Origin of the sequence: Rhizobium sp. P40RR-XXII (genome assembly GCF_012641405.1) — a bacterium.
Lineage (GTDB): Bacteria > Pseudomonadota > Alphaproteobacteria > Rhizobiales > Rhizobiaceae > Rhizobium.
Window position 1 is genome coordinate 340443 of the sequence record NZ_JABAII010000008.1, and the last position, 14668, is coordinate 355110.

Below are 14668 nucleotides of genomic sequence, written 5' to 3' on the forward strand. Positions count from 1 at the left end.
ATCCTCACGCCCTCGCGAATTGTTGGTAGATGCGCACGAGTGTCGGCCGGAACATATATTCGAGGGCGCCGGCGAACAGGATGACAAGGCCCTGGATGACCACGATCATGTCACGCGTGATGTTGGGCATATCGAACGAAAGCGCGTCGCCGCCCTGATAGAGAATGCCGAACAGGATCGCCGCCAGGATGATGCCTAGCGGATGGTTGCGTCCCATCAGCGACACGGCGATGCCGACGAAGCCTGCGCCGAGCACGAACTCCACCTGCAGGCGAGCGGATGCGCCCATGACGGGATTGAGCGCCATCATGCCGGCAAGGCCGCCGGAAATCAGCATGGCGATGATGACCGTGCGGGCATAGGGAATGCCGGCATAAACCGCGGCCGTCGGGCTCAAGCCCAGCGTGCGCATTTCATAGCCGAGCTTGGTGCGCCAGACGAGCACCCAGACGAGGAAGCACATGACCAGCGCGATCAGGAAGGACACGTTGAGCGGAGCGGCACCGATGGTTGAGCCGAAAATGCCCATCAGCCAATCGAGCTTGGGCAGCTGACCGCCCGCCAGGAAGGTGCGGGTTTCAGGCGCCATCTTGCCCGGCACGATCAGCACATGCACCAGCAGGAAGTTCATCATCGCCGATGCGATGAAGTTGAACATGATTGTCGTAATGACGACGTGGCTGCCGCGCTTGGCCTGCAGCCAGGCCGGGATGAAGGCCCAGAGAGCACCGAAGATCGCCGCACCGATGACCGCGAACGGCATGGTCACATACCAGGGCACGTATTTATCGAGCGCCAGCGCCACGAGGGCGCAGCCGAGACCGCCGACATAGGCCTGGCCTTCCGAGCCGATGTTGAACAGGCCGGCATGGATGGCCACGGCGACAGAAAGGCCGGTGAAGATGAAGCTCGTTGCATAATAGAGGGTGAAGCCGATGCCCTCGCCACTGCCGAGCGCACCCTGCAGGAGCAGGACAAGCGCATCGAGCGGGCTCTCACCGATGAACCAGACGACGAGGCCCGATATCAGGAAGGCGACGATCAGGTTGAGAATGGGGATCAGACCATAGTTGATCCAATTGGGGAGTGGAACAGAAGCCGTGCTCATATACGCCTCACGCGGCAATGCCGGCCATCATCAGGCCGAGCGTTTGTTCACCGGCTTCAGCCGACTTCTCACCGACGATATGGCCGGCGAACATGACGAGGATACGGTCCGAAAGCGCACGGATCTCATCCAGCTCCACCGACACAAGCAGGATCGCCTTGCCGGCATCGCGCATCTCGATGATGCGGCGATGGATGAATTCGATGGCGCCGATATCGACGCCGCGCGTCGGCTGACCGATCAGCAGAGCCTTCGGATCGCGCTCGATCTCACGGGCGACGACGATCTTCTGCTGGTTGCCGCCGGAGAAATTCGCGGTCTTCAGCCGCGCATTCGGAGGGCGAATATCGTATTTCTCGATCTTCTCGATGGCATCCTTGCGCATGGCATCGAGATCGAGCATGCCGCCGCGCCCATATTTGACGTCGCGGTGATAGCCGAGCATCGAATTCTCATATTCCTCGAACTTGAGGACGAGGCCCATGTGATGGCGATCCTCGGGAATATGGGCAAGGCCAAGATCGCGAAGCACCGCCGGATCGGCCGTGCCGATCGGCTTGCCATGCAGGTAGATCTCGCCGGAGGCCGGCTTGCGGATGCCGGCGATCGCTTCCAGCAACTCGGACTGGCCGTTTCCGGCGACGCCGGCAATGCCGACGATCTCGCCGGCGCGGACATCGAAGGAGACATCGTCGACCATGGTGACGCCACGGCCGTCCTTGACTGTGAGGTTGCGCACGGAAAGCAGGACATCGCCCGGATTGGCAGCGCCTTTTTCGACGCGCAGCAGTACACGGCGGCCAACCATCAATTCGGCCAGTTCCTCGACGGTGGTTTCCGTCGTCTTGCGGGTGGCAACCATCTCGCCGCGGCGCATGACGGATACCGTATCGGTAATCGCCATGATTTCGCGCAGCTTATGGGTGATGAGGATGATCGTCTTGCCCTGGTCGCGCAGCACGCGAAGAATGCGGAACAGATTGTCGGCCTCGGCGGGCGTCAGAACGCCGGTGGGCTCATCGAGGATGAGGATCTCGGCGCCGCGATACATCGCCTTCAGGATCTCGACACGCTGCTGCTGGCCGACGGGCAGCTCTTCGATCACCGCGTCCGGATCGACCTCCAGCCCATAGTCCTTCTCCAGCCGGTCAAGCTCGGCGCGGGTGGCGGCGACGCCCCTGGCAAGCAGCGCTCCGCCTTCCGCGCCCAGCATGACGTTTTCGAGGACGGTGAAATTATCGACCAGCATGAAGTGCTGGTGCACCATGCCGATGCCGACCGATATCGCCGTCTGGCTGTCGCGGATCGCGATCGGCGTGCCGTTGACGCGGATCTCCCCGGCGTCGGCGTGATAAAAACCGTAGATGATCGACATCAGTGTCGATTTCCCGGCACCGTTCTCGCCAATGATCCCGTGGATCGAGCCTTTGGCAACGGTCAGGTTAATATCTTTGTTTGCGTGAACGGCACCGAACTTTTTGTCGATGCCCACGAGTTCGATGGCAGGCGTTTCGCTCACTATTGGGGCTCCAGAAACCGGATTCCGGATAAGAAAAGGGCGTATGACGGTTTGCTACGTCATACGCCCTTGTTTCATATCAGCTCTTCGGGCAGGCGTTGTCGGTCGTGTAGTCGTGGACCTTGATGGTACCATCGACGATGCCAGCACGGGCCTTGTCGATGGCAGCCTGCATCTCCGGAGTGACGAGCGGCTTATTGTTGTCGTCGATTGCAACGGTCACGCCGTCTTCCTTCAGGCCGAGCTCCTGGGTGCCGGGCGTGAACTTGCCGTTCTTGGAATCGCTGAAGGCATTGTAGACCGCGAGATCGACGCGCTTGACGACGGAGGTCAGAACGGAGCCCGGATGCAGGTAGTTCTGGTTGCTGTCGACACCGATCGAGAGCTTCTTGTTGTCGGCAGCCGTCTGCAGCACGCCGAGACCCGTCGCACCGGCGGCGGCGTAAACAACGTCGGCGCCCTGGTCGATCTGGTTCTTGGTGAGCTCGCCGCCGCGAACCGGGTCGTTCCAGGCCGCACCCGTCGTGCCGGTCATGTTCTGGAAGACTTCGATCTTTGCGTTGGCGGCGCGGGCGCCCAGCTCATAGCCACACTCGAACTTGCGGATCAGCGGGATATCCATGCCGCCGACGAAACCGACCTTGCCGGTCTTCGAAGCCATGGCGGCCATGACGCCAGCGAGATAGGAGCCTTCGTTTTCCTTGAACTTGACCGAGCGGACGTTCGGCAGGTCGAGGCTGTCGTCGATTAGGACGAATTGGGTCTTCGGATATTCGGCGGCGACCTTCTGAAGCGCGGAGGTCCAGGCGAAGGAGACGGCGATGACCGGGTTGAAGCCCTTGCTGGCGAAGTTGCGCAGCGCCTGTTCGCCCTGGGTGTCGCCCGTCGGCTCGAAGTCGCGATAAGCGATACCGGTTTCCTTCTTGAACTTTTCGGCGCCGTTATAGGCAGCCTCGTTGAAGGACTTGTCGAACTTGCCGCCGGTTCCATAAACGATTGCCGGCTTGATATCGGCCGCAAGCGCCGTTGCCGACATGGCAGCCAAGGCGAAAAGGGTCAAAAGGGATTTTTTCATGAGTTGCAGCCCTATTGTTTCTATCTTGTTGGGTCCTCCCGCAAGCCCGTTAACCGGGCAAGTCTGCGGAACTGCTGGCCTCCCCCGAGGCCAAGCTGGCGCGCATCCTTGCATGGCTGCACGAAAAATTCACGAGAAATTTTTCAGTTGGTAAAGATTTGTGGGAATTGCCGAAAACCCATTCTAACAAGCCGTTTTTTAAACAATTTCGGCCTGAAACTGCAATTTTATTGGTCAGAAAGGTAGCGGATCGGCGCTGCCCAATCGCTGGCTTTCCTCCCCGCAGCGTTGCAAAAGGCCCGTTGCCCGATAACCTCCGACGATGCTGAAATTCCCGGAATGGCACAGGCCGAAGGCCGACCCGCAATCCCATCATGCGCTGAAGCGTCCGGCTGCCGGCTGGCGCTTGTAGGCGACCATCCATAGCAGCAGCGACAGGACCAGGAAGACGGCGAAAGCCGGCTGAAACAGCAGCCATTGCATCGCCATGTCGTAGAGGCGGGGATGAACGTAATAGGCAATCGCCGAGCGAACGCTTGCCAGCGACGACGGGCTGACATCATTCCACGCATCGCCCATGGGGGTCAGCACCACGGCGGAGGCAGCAACGGATTGAATGGAATCGATGGTGCCGGCGATAACCGCCACCACCAGCGCGACAAGGCTGGCAAAACGTAACAGGAAACGCATGAACTCCTCCGGATACTCAACTCCGCCCGGCCTTTTCGAGCCGACCGGTCTTACGCCGCCTCATCTATTTCTTTAGATAAGTGGAGCGCGAAATAAGCGCAATGGGGATGAGACGCAGAGTTTTTTGTCCAGAAGTCAAAAAACTGTCAGATTCGGGTTGATCCTAGAAAATTCATCGGTATATAACGCGCCGTTCCCACAATAGCTCCTTTATCGGATGCGAAAGTGCAGATGGACAGGTGGCCGAGTGGTTTAAGGCGCACGCCTGGAACGCGTGTGTGCGTGAAAGCGTACCGTGGGTTCGAATCCCACCTTGTCCGCCATCCTACACTCCCGTTTCCGTAGCTCGTGAGATTTTGTGGATGGCGCCCAAAGCGGCCTGATAGGCGTCCGCCGCCCATTCCCGAAGCTGCTCGTTATCGTCAAAAACATCGTCTGGAGCTGCGTAGTAGCTTGATACAGTCACCGTCTTGCCCCTGCCAGGGTAACTGAACGGATTCATTCCCAACGCTTCGAACCTGGTACGGCTCGCATCATCGACGCGAAGATAGAATGATCCCTTCATGACGAATCCAAACTGGATGCCATCCGCGATCAAGGCCGTCCCGCCAAAGAAGCGCCTGACACTGATTGCACCCAAGCCTTCAATGCGCGTGGCAAGATCCAGAGCCAAATCGCGAGTCGTCACCTTGTTCATGCCGCGATGCTGCCATTCGCTGGATGGAAGAAGCCGCTGATCGCCAGTAGCCTTCCATCATCGCTGATCGCGCCAAAGCTGGTTCCCATCTGGAGAACGGACCCGTTAGCGCCGGTCAGCGCCCATTGGGCGAGAGAACGGTCGTGGTGATGGAGGATGGAGCGGATATTAAATTGCCCGCCGGGCACGCTCGCCTGGAACTGCGCCATGTAGCCTAATAGCGCGTCACGGCCGATCAGCAGGCCGTTCGGATCGCAATAGGTGGCTTCGTCAGCGAGGCAGACGGAAAGCTCGGTGCCTCGCTCGGCAGCGTCGGAAAGCGACCAGATCGCGGAATACCGCTTCCAGAGGTCATCGAGGGTCATGCGGGGCCTCCAAGCTGTTGAACTCGTCCTGGATGAGAACTTCGAGCGCCCGCCTGTCATGGCCAGCGCGGACCAGGACAAGAATGCCCTGATAAAGGGTCAGCAGCCTCAGAGCTGTGGATTCGGGGCTCTTGTCGGCGCGGAATTTCCCCCGCCGCTGTGACGACGCGAGCCGCTCCGCAAACGTCTCCGTCAGTATGTGAAGTCCCTCGACGATGCAGCGATGCGGAGGTCCTTCTCCGCCGAGCTCAACGGCGGAATTGGTGATGAGACAGCCGAGGCTTTCGTCATTCGGCTCATGGAGCAGCGAGACAAAGAGCGCCCGGAGCCCATCCAACCCCGACTCCGCCGGAGCAAAACGCTCGATCCGCCCGCGCAAGACGATGCGATTGTAGCGAGCGAAGGCGGCGTCGAAGAGTGCCGCCTTATCGTCGAAGCTGTGGTAGATGCTGCCGACCTTGAGCCCGGTCGCGTCTTCCAGATCGCGAATGGACGCCCCCCGATAACCCTTGCGCCGGAAGGCTTGCATCGCGCCGCTCAATACGGCGCCTTCGTCGTAGGATCGGGTTCGGCCCATGGGCAGTCCTTTCTTAAGCAACTGTTCTAGAATATCCGCTCAAGAAAATCTGTCAAGCTAACTCTTGGCTGTCGGACCGAGATGGAACCGGCCATCTTCTTCACGCGCATGATTGGCATGAAGAGATCTTCAAGCATCCGACAAAAGAATGGGCCGGCGCGGGGGAACAGACGGAGTTCCATCGCGCCATGCTCCGAATGCTCGCTCGCTCGCACACCATTGGGCCATGACTACCTCTGTGAGCCGCACGGCCTTGTCCTATGCTTCAATGAAACGCCATCCGTCTCAGGCAGCGCCGCGCGCCTTGCCGGGCTCGCCGAACCATTGCAACGCCGCGTGGGCGATATCTTCTGGGTTGGGAGCGGCTTCGCCGGCCCAGGCGACGATGCCGTCGGGCCGTATCAGCAGAGCGCTCAAGCCCAACTGATCCTTGGCTTTGCCGGCGACATAGCCTACCCGGTCGCCCCAGCGGCTCGCAATCGCTGCAAGCGGTGCGCCGGCATCGAAGTCCAGCAGCAGGCCCCTGCCCGCTCTCAGGAGATCACCAAGCTTCCTGCCGTCGGCCAATTCGAAATCGGGCGCGCTGCGGCCGACGAGCGGGTGGCTGCCGCCAAGATCATAGCGGAGGGAAACGCCCCATACGCGTTCGGCGAAATAGGTCGCGCCATCACGTGTGTCCATCAGATCGCGGATGATGGCTTCGAGGGCGCGCGAACTCCGGCTTGGCCGCATGAGCCCGACCTGCGCGCGCGACCAGTCGAGGACTTGCGCCCCGATCGGATGGCGCTCGCTCGAATAGCTGTCCAGCAGGCCGTCCGGCGCTTCGCCTCGGATGGTGGCGGCAAGCTTCCATCCAAGGTTCATCGCATCGCCGAGTCCGAGGTTGAGGCCCTGGCCGCCGAGCGGGGAATGGATGTGCGCCGCGTCGCCGGCAAGCAATATGCGCCCTTTACGGTAAGTGGTCGCCTGATAAGCCCGATCCGTCCATGTGGTGGCAAGCCTGAGCGTCGTCACGGTGACGTCGGTGCAGGAGATGCGGCGCAGCACGGCCTGCACATGATCGAGCGTGATCGGCTGGGTCCGGTGGAAAGCGCCTCCATCGAAATCGACCATCGAGATCGTTCCGGGCGGCGAATAGGTGTACATGCCCGTTGCCGTGTAATGCCGGCCGGAACGAAGCTTGTCCGGCTCCGCCATCTCGATTTCGGCGGAATAGCCGGTGAACTCGGGGTCGGTGCCGGCGAATTCGAAGCCGCCAACCTTGCGAACGGTGCTGCGGCCGCCATCGCAGCCGACGAGCCAGGATCCGTGAAAAATCTCACCTCCAGCGCGGACAACGACCCCCTCATCGGACTGATCGAGGTCCTCGACGCCGAGGCCGCGCCTGATCTCGACGCCCGCACGCGCGGCCAGGACGGCTTCAAGAGCCTCCATCTCGACCATCATGCTGGTGCCGGCCGGACTTGGCAGACGGTATTGCCACTTCGAGGTATCGATGGTGTCGTGAAAGAACTGGATGCCGGCGAAATGGCCGCCCGGCCGACGCTGCTGCTGCATCCAATGCGCGGCGGACGGCGCGCCGCTGCCGCCTGATCTATCCTTGGCGGGTTGTGCCGCCGCGATGTCGTTCAGCAGGTTGCGGCGATAAAGTGCGTCGATGGTGGGCGCCGAAAGGCCGCGCATGCCGAACGGAAGGCGCTTCAAGGGCGAGCGCGGTTCTTCGGCTTGCTCCAGCACCAGCACCGAGAGATCTGCCAGGCGCAGCTCGCAGGCCAGAAACACGCCGACAGGTCCGCCTCCGGCAATCAGGACGTCATATTTCAAGGCAGAATTCCTCAAGCAAAGGCACTTCGAACGCAGCCGGCATCCCGGCCTCGATTGTCGTCAGCCGGTGCGCTTCGTTCAGAGAGGCCACCCGTATTCGGGCAAGCGCGATGGTCGGCCGCAGGAACGATCTCATCCAGCCTGCGCCGATTTCACCGGTTTCCATATCACCGCACGATTTTTACACCCGGTATAAATTTACTTATGGTATAAATATTTTTATGTCAAATCGAATCAAACTCCGAGACCGTAAGAAGGAGGCGACGCGTCAGGCGATCTCCGACACTGCAACCCGCCTGTTCGTCGAACATGGCTTCGACAAAATTTCCGTGGCCGATATCGCCCACGAGGCTGACGTCGCCAGGAAAACGGTGTTCAACTACTTCCGCCGCAAGGAGGATCTCGTTTTCGATCGCGAAGACGAAGTGCGGGATCTCGTGCGGAAAGCACTCGCAGATCGCCGCCAGCAGTCGCCGATCGGCGCCTTCCAGGCATTGATGCGCATGCTGGTGGAGACGCAACATCCGCTGTTCAGGATCACCGAGCGGCCCATCCAGTTCTGGCGCATGGTCGCGGATAGCCCGGCACTGACGGCGCATGCGCGCGCGCTGCAGGTGACGCTCGCCGATGATCTCTCGGGGATGCTGTCCGACACGGTGGGGCGAGCGCACGCCGATCCCAACGCGCGTCTGGCGGGAGCGATGCTGATGGCGACACTGGTGGTCGCCTACAGCGAAGCGCTTCGCATCTTTCGCGGGAACGGAAAGCCCGAGACGGCTTTGGTGAGCATTATGGAGCGCGGCTTTGCCGGCGTCAGCGCCGCACTTGCGGGGACGCCCTACATCTGACGCCGTAAGAATCCCTCGGGACATAGCCTGCGATCGATCAAGGCCCGGACGACAGAGCCGGCCGGGCCTTTGGAACAGCTGCAGATCGGGTGCTGCGCAGGCATCACATGCCAGGAACCCGCAGCTGAGCAAGATCGTCGAGCAGCTTCGGACCGGTTGGCTCCCAGCCGAGCTTCTGCCGCGTCTTGGCGCTGGAGGCGGGCATGTCGCGCGTGGCGAACATGGAGAGCCAGCCGAAATACTCCTGGGCCTCCTCCCTGTCGACGGATTTGACCGGCAGGTTCAGACGCCGGCCGATCGTCTCGGCGATATCGCGCATCGGCACGCCTTCCTCGGCGACGGCATGGTATCTGGCATTCGGTTCGGCGCGTTCGACGACGAGGCGATAAAGGCGGGCGACATCCGAAAAATGCGCGGCCGGCCAGCGATTGAGCCCATCTCCGATATAGGCGCAGGCGTCCTTTTGCCGGTATATCTCGATCAAGGGAGTGATGAGACCCTGGCTGACCGGATCATGCACCTGCGGGAGACGCACGACCGAGACATTGACGCCCATCTCGCTTGCGAGGATCGCGGCTTCCTCAGACGCCGCACGCGGATGCGTGTCGGAACCGACGATCGCATTGTCTTCCCTGGCAGGCTCATCCGCCACGGTATTGGCGATGGGCGTGCCAGAGGTGATGACCAGCAGCCGGGCCGAACCGGCAAGCGCCGAGGCGAGCGTTGCGATGACGCGGCGGTCATCCTCGCAATTCTGGGCGAATCTCGAGAAGTCGTGGTTGAAAGCGAGATGGATGACGCCGTCCGATTGCGAGGCGCCGCTTTTCAGGATTTCCGGATCTTCGATCGTACCATGAAGGACTTCGGCGCCGGCGGCGGCAAGCGCTACCGCCTTTTCCTTTGAGCGGGAAAGCCCGAGCACCTGATGGCCCGCGGCTATCAACTCCCTCACGACATTCGAGCCGATGTTTCCGGTCGCGCCGGTGACAAAAACACGCATAAGCACAGTCTCCTTATTTAGTCGGAGACAAATCTGGACCCATCGGTTATTCTGGTAAAGTAGTGATCTTATCATAGTAAAAGCACTAACAGGATGACCGACCTCATCGACACCGAAAACCTGCTCGGGACCTATCTGAGGGACCGGCGGGCGAAACTTGATCCATTGGCCCTCGGCTTTGCTGGGGAACGGCGGCGTACGCCGGGGCTGCGGCGGGAGGAAGTGGCGCAGCGCGCCAATATCAGCCCGACATGGTACACATGGCTGGAACAGGGGCGCGGCGGTGCGCCCTCGGCCGATGTGCTCGACCGGATTGCCCGGGCACTGATGCTGACCGAGGTGGAGCGCGAGCACCTGTTCCTGCTCGCCCTTGGCCGTCCGCCCGAAGCGCGCTACCGGAAGAATGACGGCGTGACACCGCGGCTGCAGCGCGTGCTCGATGCCCTAGACCCGTGCCCCGCCCTCATCAGAACCGCGACCTGGGACGTCATCGCCTGGAACAAAGCAGCGACCATTATGCTGATAGATTATGGATCGCTGCCGCCGGAAGAGCGCAACATCCTGCGCTACATCTTCCTCAATCCACGCGCCCGCGCCGCGCAATATGACTGGGAAAGCGTGGCGCGCTTCGCCCTGGGCGCATTCCGCGTCGACTCGGCTCGGGCAGGTGCCGCAACCCAGATCGAGCCCTTCGTTGCGGAGCTTTGCCGCATCAGCCCGGAATTCAGGGCCATGTGGCGCAACAACGACGTTCCCAGCACGCATACCGAAGTCGTCAAGCATATCCGCCATCCGGTCCTCGGTCCACTTGCATTCGAATATTCGGCCTTTTCGGTCGACGGCCGGACGGATCTCAGCATGGTCGTCTACAATCCGGCAACGCCCGATGACGCCGAACGGATCAGATCGCTGCTGCCCAAATTTTAGGACAGAGGTGTGTGACACAGGCATGCGCACGCTTGTCGTTCCATGGATCCTCGAAGCCATCCAGCTTGGCTGCCTTTCACGGCGAAACCGGCTGCACCTTCAATCGTAATAGGCCGGAGCCTGTCTAAACCTAGGCCATACTTCCGGATCATGGCCCGTCACCACCATGGCATCAGTCTGCCCCGCGAGGGCGCGCAGCTTGCCGACTGATCGGACCGTGTCGACGGCGGAAGCCATGAGGCCGGGGAGCGCCTTTTCGTTCCAGTGATCGAGCGTATAGGCGGCATCGATGGTCAGTAATATTGTGCCCGTGTTCGACAGCTGCACGAGGAAGGATTGGTGGCCGACGCTGTGGCCCGGCGTAAAGATCATCCGCAGCGCGCCGTCGCCATAGAGATCGTAGCCATTGGTCGCGGCGCCCTCCAGGAAGTGCCATTTCAAGCCGGGGCGGTCGAAATCACGGCGAATATAGGCGCCGGCGGCGAACCAGTCCGGCGCGAAGGCATATTCATATTCGCGGCGCTGGACGATGTGGGTCGCATTGGGGAAGCGGCCCACGGCGCCGCTATGATCGGAATGCAGATGGGACAACGCAACGAAGCGGATTTCTTCATGGGATATGCCGAGCTTAGCCAATTGCGCGAGGCATCCCTGCCCCTCTGTCATCATGGGTTGATAGCTGTCGACGACATCGCCCCAATAGCCGCGCGGATCGGCAAGACCCTCGGCCGCCAACCCGCCATCGATAATGGTATTGCCCTTCGGATGGGTGAGCAGAAACCAGGGAACCGGGATTTCATAATCCTCACCGTTTCCCTGGTTCATTCTGATGTCGCGGACCTTGCATCGCTGCATGCCCGATTGAAACATGTAAAGCCTGATATCGCTCATGAGCCTGACCTGTGATTGACGATCGAGTGCCGAGGCACGCATCGTTTTCGGCGATCGTAGGCCTGCCGAGTAGGTAGCATCATCCACTTACATTTATCGGCTGAGCCGATATATTGGCGCTCATGGATCTGTTGGTAGCAATGCGTGTCTATGTGAGGGTGGTGGAAAGGGGCAGCATGTCGGCCGCCGCCCACGATCTTGGCATGGGTCAGCCAGCCGTCAGCGAGCGGATTAATCGGCTAGAGCAATATCTCGGCGCCCCACTGCTACTCAGAAACACCCGTAAGCTTTCCGTCACCGATGTCGGCGCAGCCTTCTACGAGCGCAGCAGACAGGTGCTGGAAAGTGCCGACGATGCCCTGACCGTCGCAAACGGCAACCAGTCGCTACGCGGCACGCTCAGGATCGCAGCGCCGCATGGCATCGGCGAGGTCATCCTGCCCTCGATTCTGCTGCAGATGCGCAAGCGTCATCCGCTGCTGAAGATCGAGCTGATCCTCAACGACAGGATCGTCGATCCCGTCACGGAAGGCGTTGATATCTCGCTGCGCCTTGGCGATCTCGGCGAGGGCAGCTTCATCGCCCGCAAGCTCGGCCATGTCGGCCGCGTATTGGTGGCGTCACCAGCCTATCTCGAGGAGCGTGGAACGCCGACAAAGCTCGACGATCTTGCCATCCATCCGTTCCTGCGGGTCTCTGGCCTCTTCAACGGCGGGCGGCTTCTGTTGATTGGCCCGGACGGGCAGACCGAACTTGCCGCTATCGACATTGTTCTCAGCACTAGCCATTGGCGGCCGCTGCACAGCCTTTTGCTCGATGGCGCCGGCATCGGCGTCTTGCAGGCGCCGGTCTGCGCCGAAGATCTGGCGAGCGGCAGGCTCGTCCGCCTGCTGCCAGAATTTACCGTGCCGGGATTTGACCTGCATGCGCTCTATTCGGCGATCAGGCCGGTTCCGCCTCGGATTCGGGCGGTGCTTTCCCTATTGGAAGAGCAATTAAGCCCAGCATCTCTGCCGGACAGCTAGATGCTGATCTGATCGACGCTTTGCGTCGCCACCTTCGGGGTTGCCCGCAAGGTCAGCCCCCAAAAGAGAAGTGTCGCAAGGCTTATAGCGGCACCGGAGATGCAGACGCCCGTCCAGCCCGCATGGGCATAGATGATCGTCGATGTCGACGATCCCACGGCGCTACCGATGGAATAGAAGACCATGTAGGCGGCGGTCAGCCTGTTCTGCGCGTCCGGCCTGACACGATAGATCATGCTTTGATTGGTGACGTGCGTCGCCTGCAGGCCGAAATCGATGACGAGAACGCCGATGATAAGCCACAGGATCGAATGGTCCAGCAGCGAGATCGGTAGCCAGGCAAACAACATCAGCGCAAGCGCAATGCCCGTGGTGCGCTGGCCATGGCCGCGGTCGGCCCAGCGCCCTGCCCTGGTAGCACCGAGCGCGCCCGCCGCGCCGGTAAGGCCGAACAGGCCGACTTCGGTGTGGGACAGGGAGTAAGGCGGTGCCGTCAGCGGCAGCACAAGCGCTGCGAGCAGCGTGGTGATATTGGCGAAGATCAGCATGGCGATGACGGCGCGGATGCGCAGGACCGGTTCTTCGACGAGCAGGGTCGCCAGCGAGCGGATGAGACCGAAATAGGAAAGTCCGGTCTTCGGCCTTTGCTGTCGCGGCAGCGCCCGCCAGAGGAGAAGCGCGATCATCAGCGTCAGCACGGCGGAAAGGATATAGACAGTCCGCCAGCCGGAGAGATCGGTCAGCGTGCCCGCGACGCTGCGTGCCAGCAGGATGCCGAGCACGATACCGCTCGTGACCATGCCGACGACATGGCCGCGTTCGGCGGGATGCGCCAGGCTCGCGGCATAGGCGACCAGCGCCTGCGTCACCACGGCCAGAAAGCCGACCGCGGCCATGGAAGCGAGCAGCATGGCCGCGCTGGAGGAAAAGCCGACACAGATGAGTGCGGCCACACTCAGCAACGATTGCACAATGATGAGCTTGCGCCGGTCGACCAAATCGCCAAGCGGCACCAGCAGGATGAGGCCGAGCCCGTAACCGAGCTGCGTCGCGCCGACAATCAGGCCGGCAACCGTGCGCGACAGCTTGAGGTCATCGGCCATGACATCGAGAAGCGGATGGGCGAAATAGGCATTCGCCACGGCAAGGCCGCTCGCGACGGCAAACAGAACAATCGTGGCGCCCGCCAGCGGAGAATTGCCCTCCGTTGTAGACAGGTTCGCATCGGTTCTTGGCGAGCCTTTCGGCGACGGACGAAGGCGTGCAATATCCTTCGCGCCGCCGGCTGGCGGCGCGTCCTGATCGATCGTCATTGCAAAACTCCCGATTCTTCGGTTTAATAATGAAACTATCGATCGAGTAACATTATTGGTTTAATCATGCAACCATTCTTGCAGACAGAACACCGGGAAGGCTAAGCGAATGGTCGCGCGGAAAAGCCTGAAAGGCGATTATTGCCCGAGCGCGCGGTCGCTCGATGTGATCGGCGACTGGTGGTCCCTCCTGATCGTCCGCGATGCCTTCGACGGGCTGAGACGGTTCAGCGAATTTCAGAAAAGCCTCGGCATCGCCAAGAATATCCTCACCGACCGTCTGCGGACGCTTGTCGCAAGCGGCATATTGGAGCTGGTACCCATGAGCGACAGCAGCACGCGCATGGAATATCGCCTGACGGCGATGGGAAAGGATCTCTTCCCGGTCATGGTGGCGCTGCGCCAATTCGGCGAACGTCATCTCTTCGCCCCCGCCGAGGAACATTCGCTGCTGGTGGATCGAGCAAGCGGACAGCCGGTCCAGCTCGACATCCGGGCACGGGACGGCAGGTCCATCGGCCCGGACGAAACGGTTATCGTGAAGGTGCCGGACGGAAAATAAGGCCTCCGCTAGAGGCGGATGATTTTAGGTCTGTTCGACCTAAAATCATCCGCCTCTAGAATCAAAGAAGTAGGGCGTGATTTCGTCCGAAAACCGCCTACACTTTTCGGCATCACGCTCTAGGAGGTGTGGACTCTTGGGTTTCCAAGGCTGAGCAAATCAGATTCAAGACTGTCTTTTGGAGGCAGTCATGGGTGTTTTGGATCGTCTGATCCTTCGGGACGAACAGTGGGCGCGGATAGCGCAT

At 60.9% G+C, this 14668-nt stretch carries 16 protein-coding genes and 1 tRNA gene; 5 read left to right on the forward strand and 12 right to left on the reverse strand.

The annotated features are described in order from the left end of the window. Positions 1-4: 4 nt before the first annotated feature. The 4 genes from HGP16_RS18260 to HGP16_RS18275 form a co-directional block, all read right to left on the reverse strand. Complete coding sequence (locus tag HGP16_RS18260) at positions 5-1108, reverse strand: ABC transporter permease (RefSeq protein WP_168841414.1); 1104 nt, start codon at positions 1106-1108, stop codon at positions 5-7. Between the two features lie 7 nt (positions 1109-1115). Continuing rightward, positions 1116-2627, reverse strand: coding sequence for an ABC transporter ATP-binding protein (locus tag HGP16_RS18265; protein ID WP_168841415.1), 1512 nt, complete (start codon positions 2625-2627; stop codon positions 1116-1118). Positions 2628-2706: 79 nt separating this feature from the next. Next, positions 2707-3702, reverse strand: a complete 996-nt coding sequence (locus HGP16_RS18270; RefSeq protein ID WP_168841416.1) for a BMP family protein — start codon at positions 3700-3702, stop codon at positions 2707-2709. 372 nt (positions 3703-4074) lie between these two features. Continuing rightward, positions 4075-4392, reverse strand: a complete 318-nt coding sequence (locus HGP16_RS18275) for a hypothetical protein (RefSeq protein WP_168841417.1) — start codon at positions 4390-4392, stop codon at positions 4075-4077. 233 nt (positions 4393-4625) lie between these two features. On the opposite strand from HGP16_RS18275, the gene HGP16_RS18280 reads away from it, so the two are divergent. Then, positions 4626-4715: transfer RNA gene (locus HGP16_RS18280), tRNA-Ser, on the forward strand. Positions 4716-4717: 2 nt separating this feature from the next. On the opposite strand, the gene HGP16_RS18285 is transcribed toward HGP16_RS18280, so the two are convergent. From HGP16_RS18285 to HGP16_RS18305, 5 genes are all read right to left on the reverse strand, one after another. Next, the gene (locus HGP16_RS18285; RefSeq protein ID WP_168841418.1) at positions 4718-5089 is read right to left on the reverse strand and encodes a TfoX/Sxy family protein; all 372 of its coding nucleotides are present in this window, start codon (positions 5087-5089) and stop codon (positions 4718-4720) included. Continuing rightward, positions 5086-5454, reverse strand: coding sequence for a nuclear transport factor 2 family protein (locus HGP16_RS18290; RefSeq protein WP_168841419.1), 369 nt, complete (start codon positions 5452-5454; stop codon positions 5086-5088). The genes HGP16_RS18285 and HGP16_RS18290 overlap by 4 nt, the downstream gene beginning before the upstream one ends. Next, positions 5441-6031 carry a TetR/AcrR family transcriptional regulator gene (locus HGP16_RS18295; RefSeq protein WP_168841420.1) on the reverse strand — a complete coding sequence of 197 codons (591 nt, stop codon included), beginning with the start codon at positions 6029-6031 and terminating at the stop codon, positions 5441-5443. Before HGP16_RS18295 ends, HGP16_RS18290 begins: the two co-directional genes overlap by 14 nt. Before the next feature lie 285 nt (positions 6032-6316). Then, a complete protein-coding gene (locus HGP16_RS18300; RefSeq protein WP_168841421.1) occupies positions 6317-7855 on the reverse strand; it encodes an FAD-dependent monooxygenase in 1539 nt (512 codons plus the stop codon). Continuing rightward, entirely contained in the window at positions 7845-8021 is a 177-nt protein-coding gene (locus HGP16_RS18305; RefSeq protein ID WP_168841422.1) for a hypothetical protein, read from the reverse strand. Before HGP16_RS18305 ends, HGP16_RS18300 begins: the two co-directional genes overlap by 11 nt. 55 nt (positions 8022-8076) lie before the next feature. On the opposite strand from HGP16_RS18305, the gene HGP16_RS18310 reads away from it, so the two are divergent. Next, a complete protein-coding gene (locus HGP16_RS18310; protein ID WP_168841423.1) occupies positions 8077-8703 on the forward strand; it encodes a TetR/AcrR family transcriptional regulator in 627 nt (208 codons plus the stop codon). A gap of 103 nt (positions 8704-8806) precedes the next feature. Here HGP16_RS18310 and HGP16_RS18315 read toward each other — a convergent pair whose 3' ends face one another. Further along, positions 8807-9703 carry an SDR family oxidoreductase gene (locus HGP16_RS18315; protein WP_168841424.1) on the reverse strand — a complete coding sequence of 299 codons (897 nt, stop codon included), beginning with the start codon at positions 9701-9703 and terminating at the stop codon, positions 8807-8809. A 93-nt stretch (positions 9704-9796) separates the two neighbouring features. On the opposite strand from HGP16_RS18315, the gene HGP16_RS18320 reads away from it, so the two are divergent. Then, positions 9797-10630, forward strand: coding sequence for a helix-turn-helix transcriptional regulator (locus HGP16_RS18320; protein ID WP_168841425.1), 834 nt, complete (start codon positions 9797-9799; stop codon positions 10628-10630). A 99-nt stretch (positions 10631-10729) separates the two neighbouring features. Here HGP16_RS18320 and attM read toward each other — a convergent pair whose 3' ends face one another. Continuing rightward, positions 10730-11521, reverse strand: coding sequence for an N-acyl homoserine lactonase AttM (gene attM, locus HGP16_RS18325; RefSeq protein WP_205926610.1), 792 nt, complete (start codon positions 11519-11521; stop codon positions 10730-10732). Positions 11522-11643: 122 nt separating this feature from the next. Here attM and HGP16_RS18330 point away from each other — a divergent pair, with 122 nt between their 5' ends. Continuing rightward, entirely contained in the window at positions 11644-12546 is a 903-nt protein-coding gene (locus tag HGP16_RS18330; RefSeq protein WP_168841426.1) for a LysR family transcriptional regulator, read from the forward strand. Here the strand turns inward: HGP16_RS18330 and HGP16_RS18335 are convergent. After that, entirely contained in the window at positions 12543-13859 is a 1317-nt protein-coding gene (locus HGP16_RS18335; protein WP_168841427.1) for an MFS transporter, read from the reverse strand. The two genes, HGP16_RS18330 and HGP16_RS18335, sit on opposite strands and share 4 nt — an antisense overlap. A gap of 109 nt (positions 13860-13968) precedes the next feature. On the opposite strand from HGP16_RS18335, the gene HGP16_RS18340 reads away from it, so the two are divergent. Beyond that, a complete protein-coding gene (locus tag HGP16_RS18340; RefSeq protein ID WP_168841428.1) occupies positions 13969-14421 on the forward strand; it encodes a helix-turn-helix domain-containing protein in 453 nt (150 codons plus the stop codon). Positions 14422-14668: the final 247 nt, after the last annotated feature.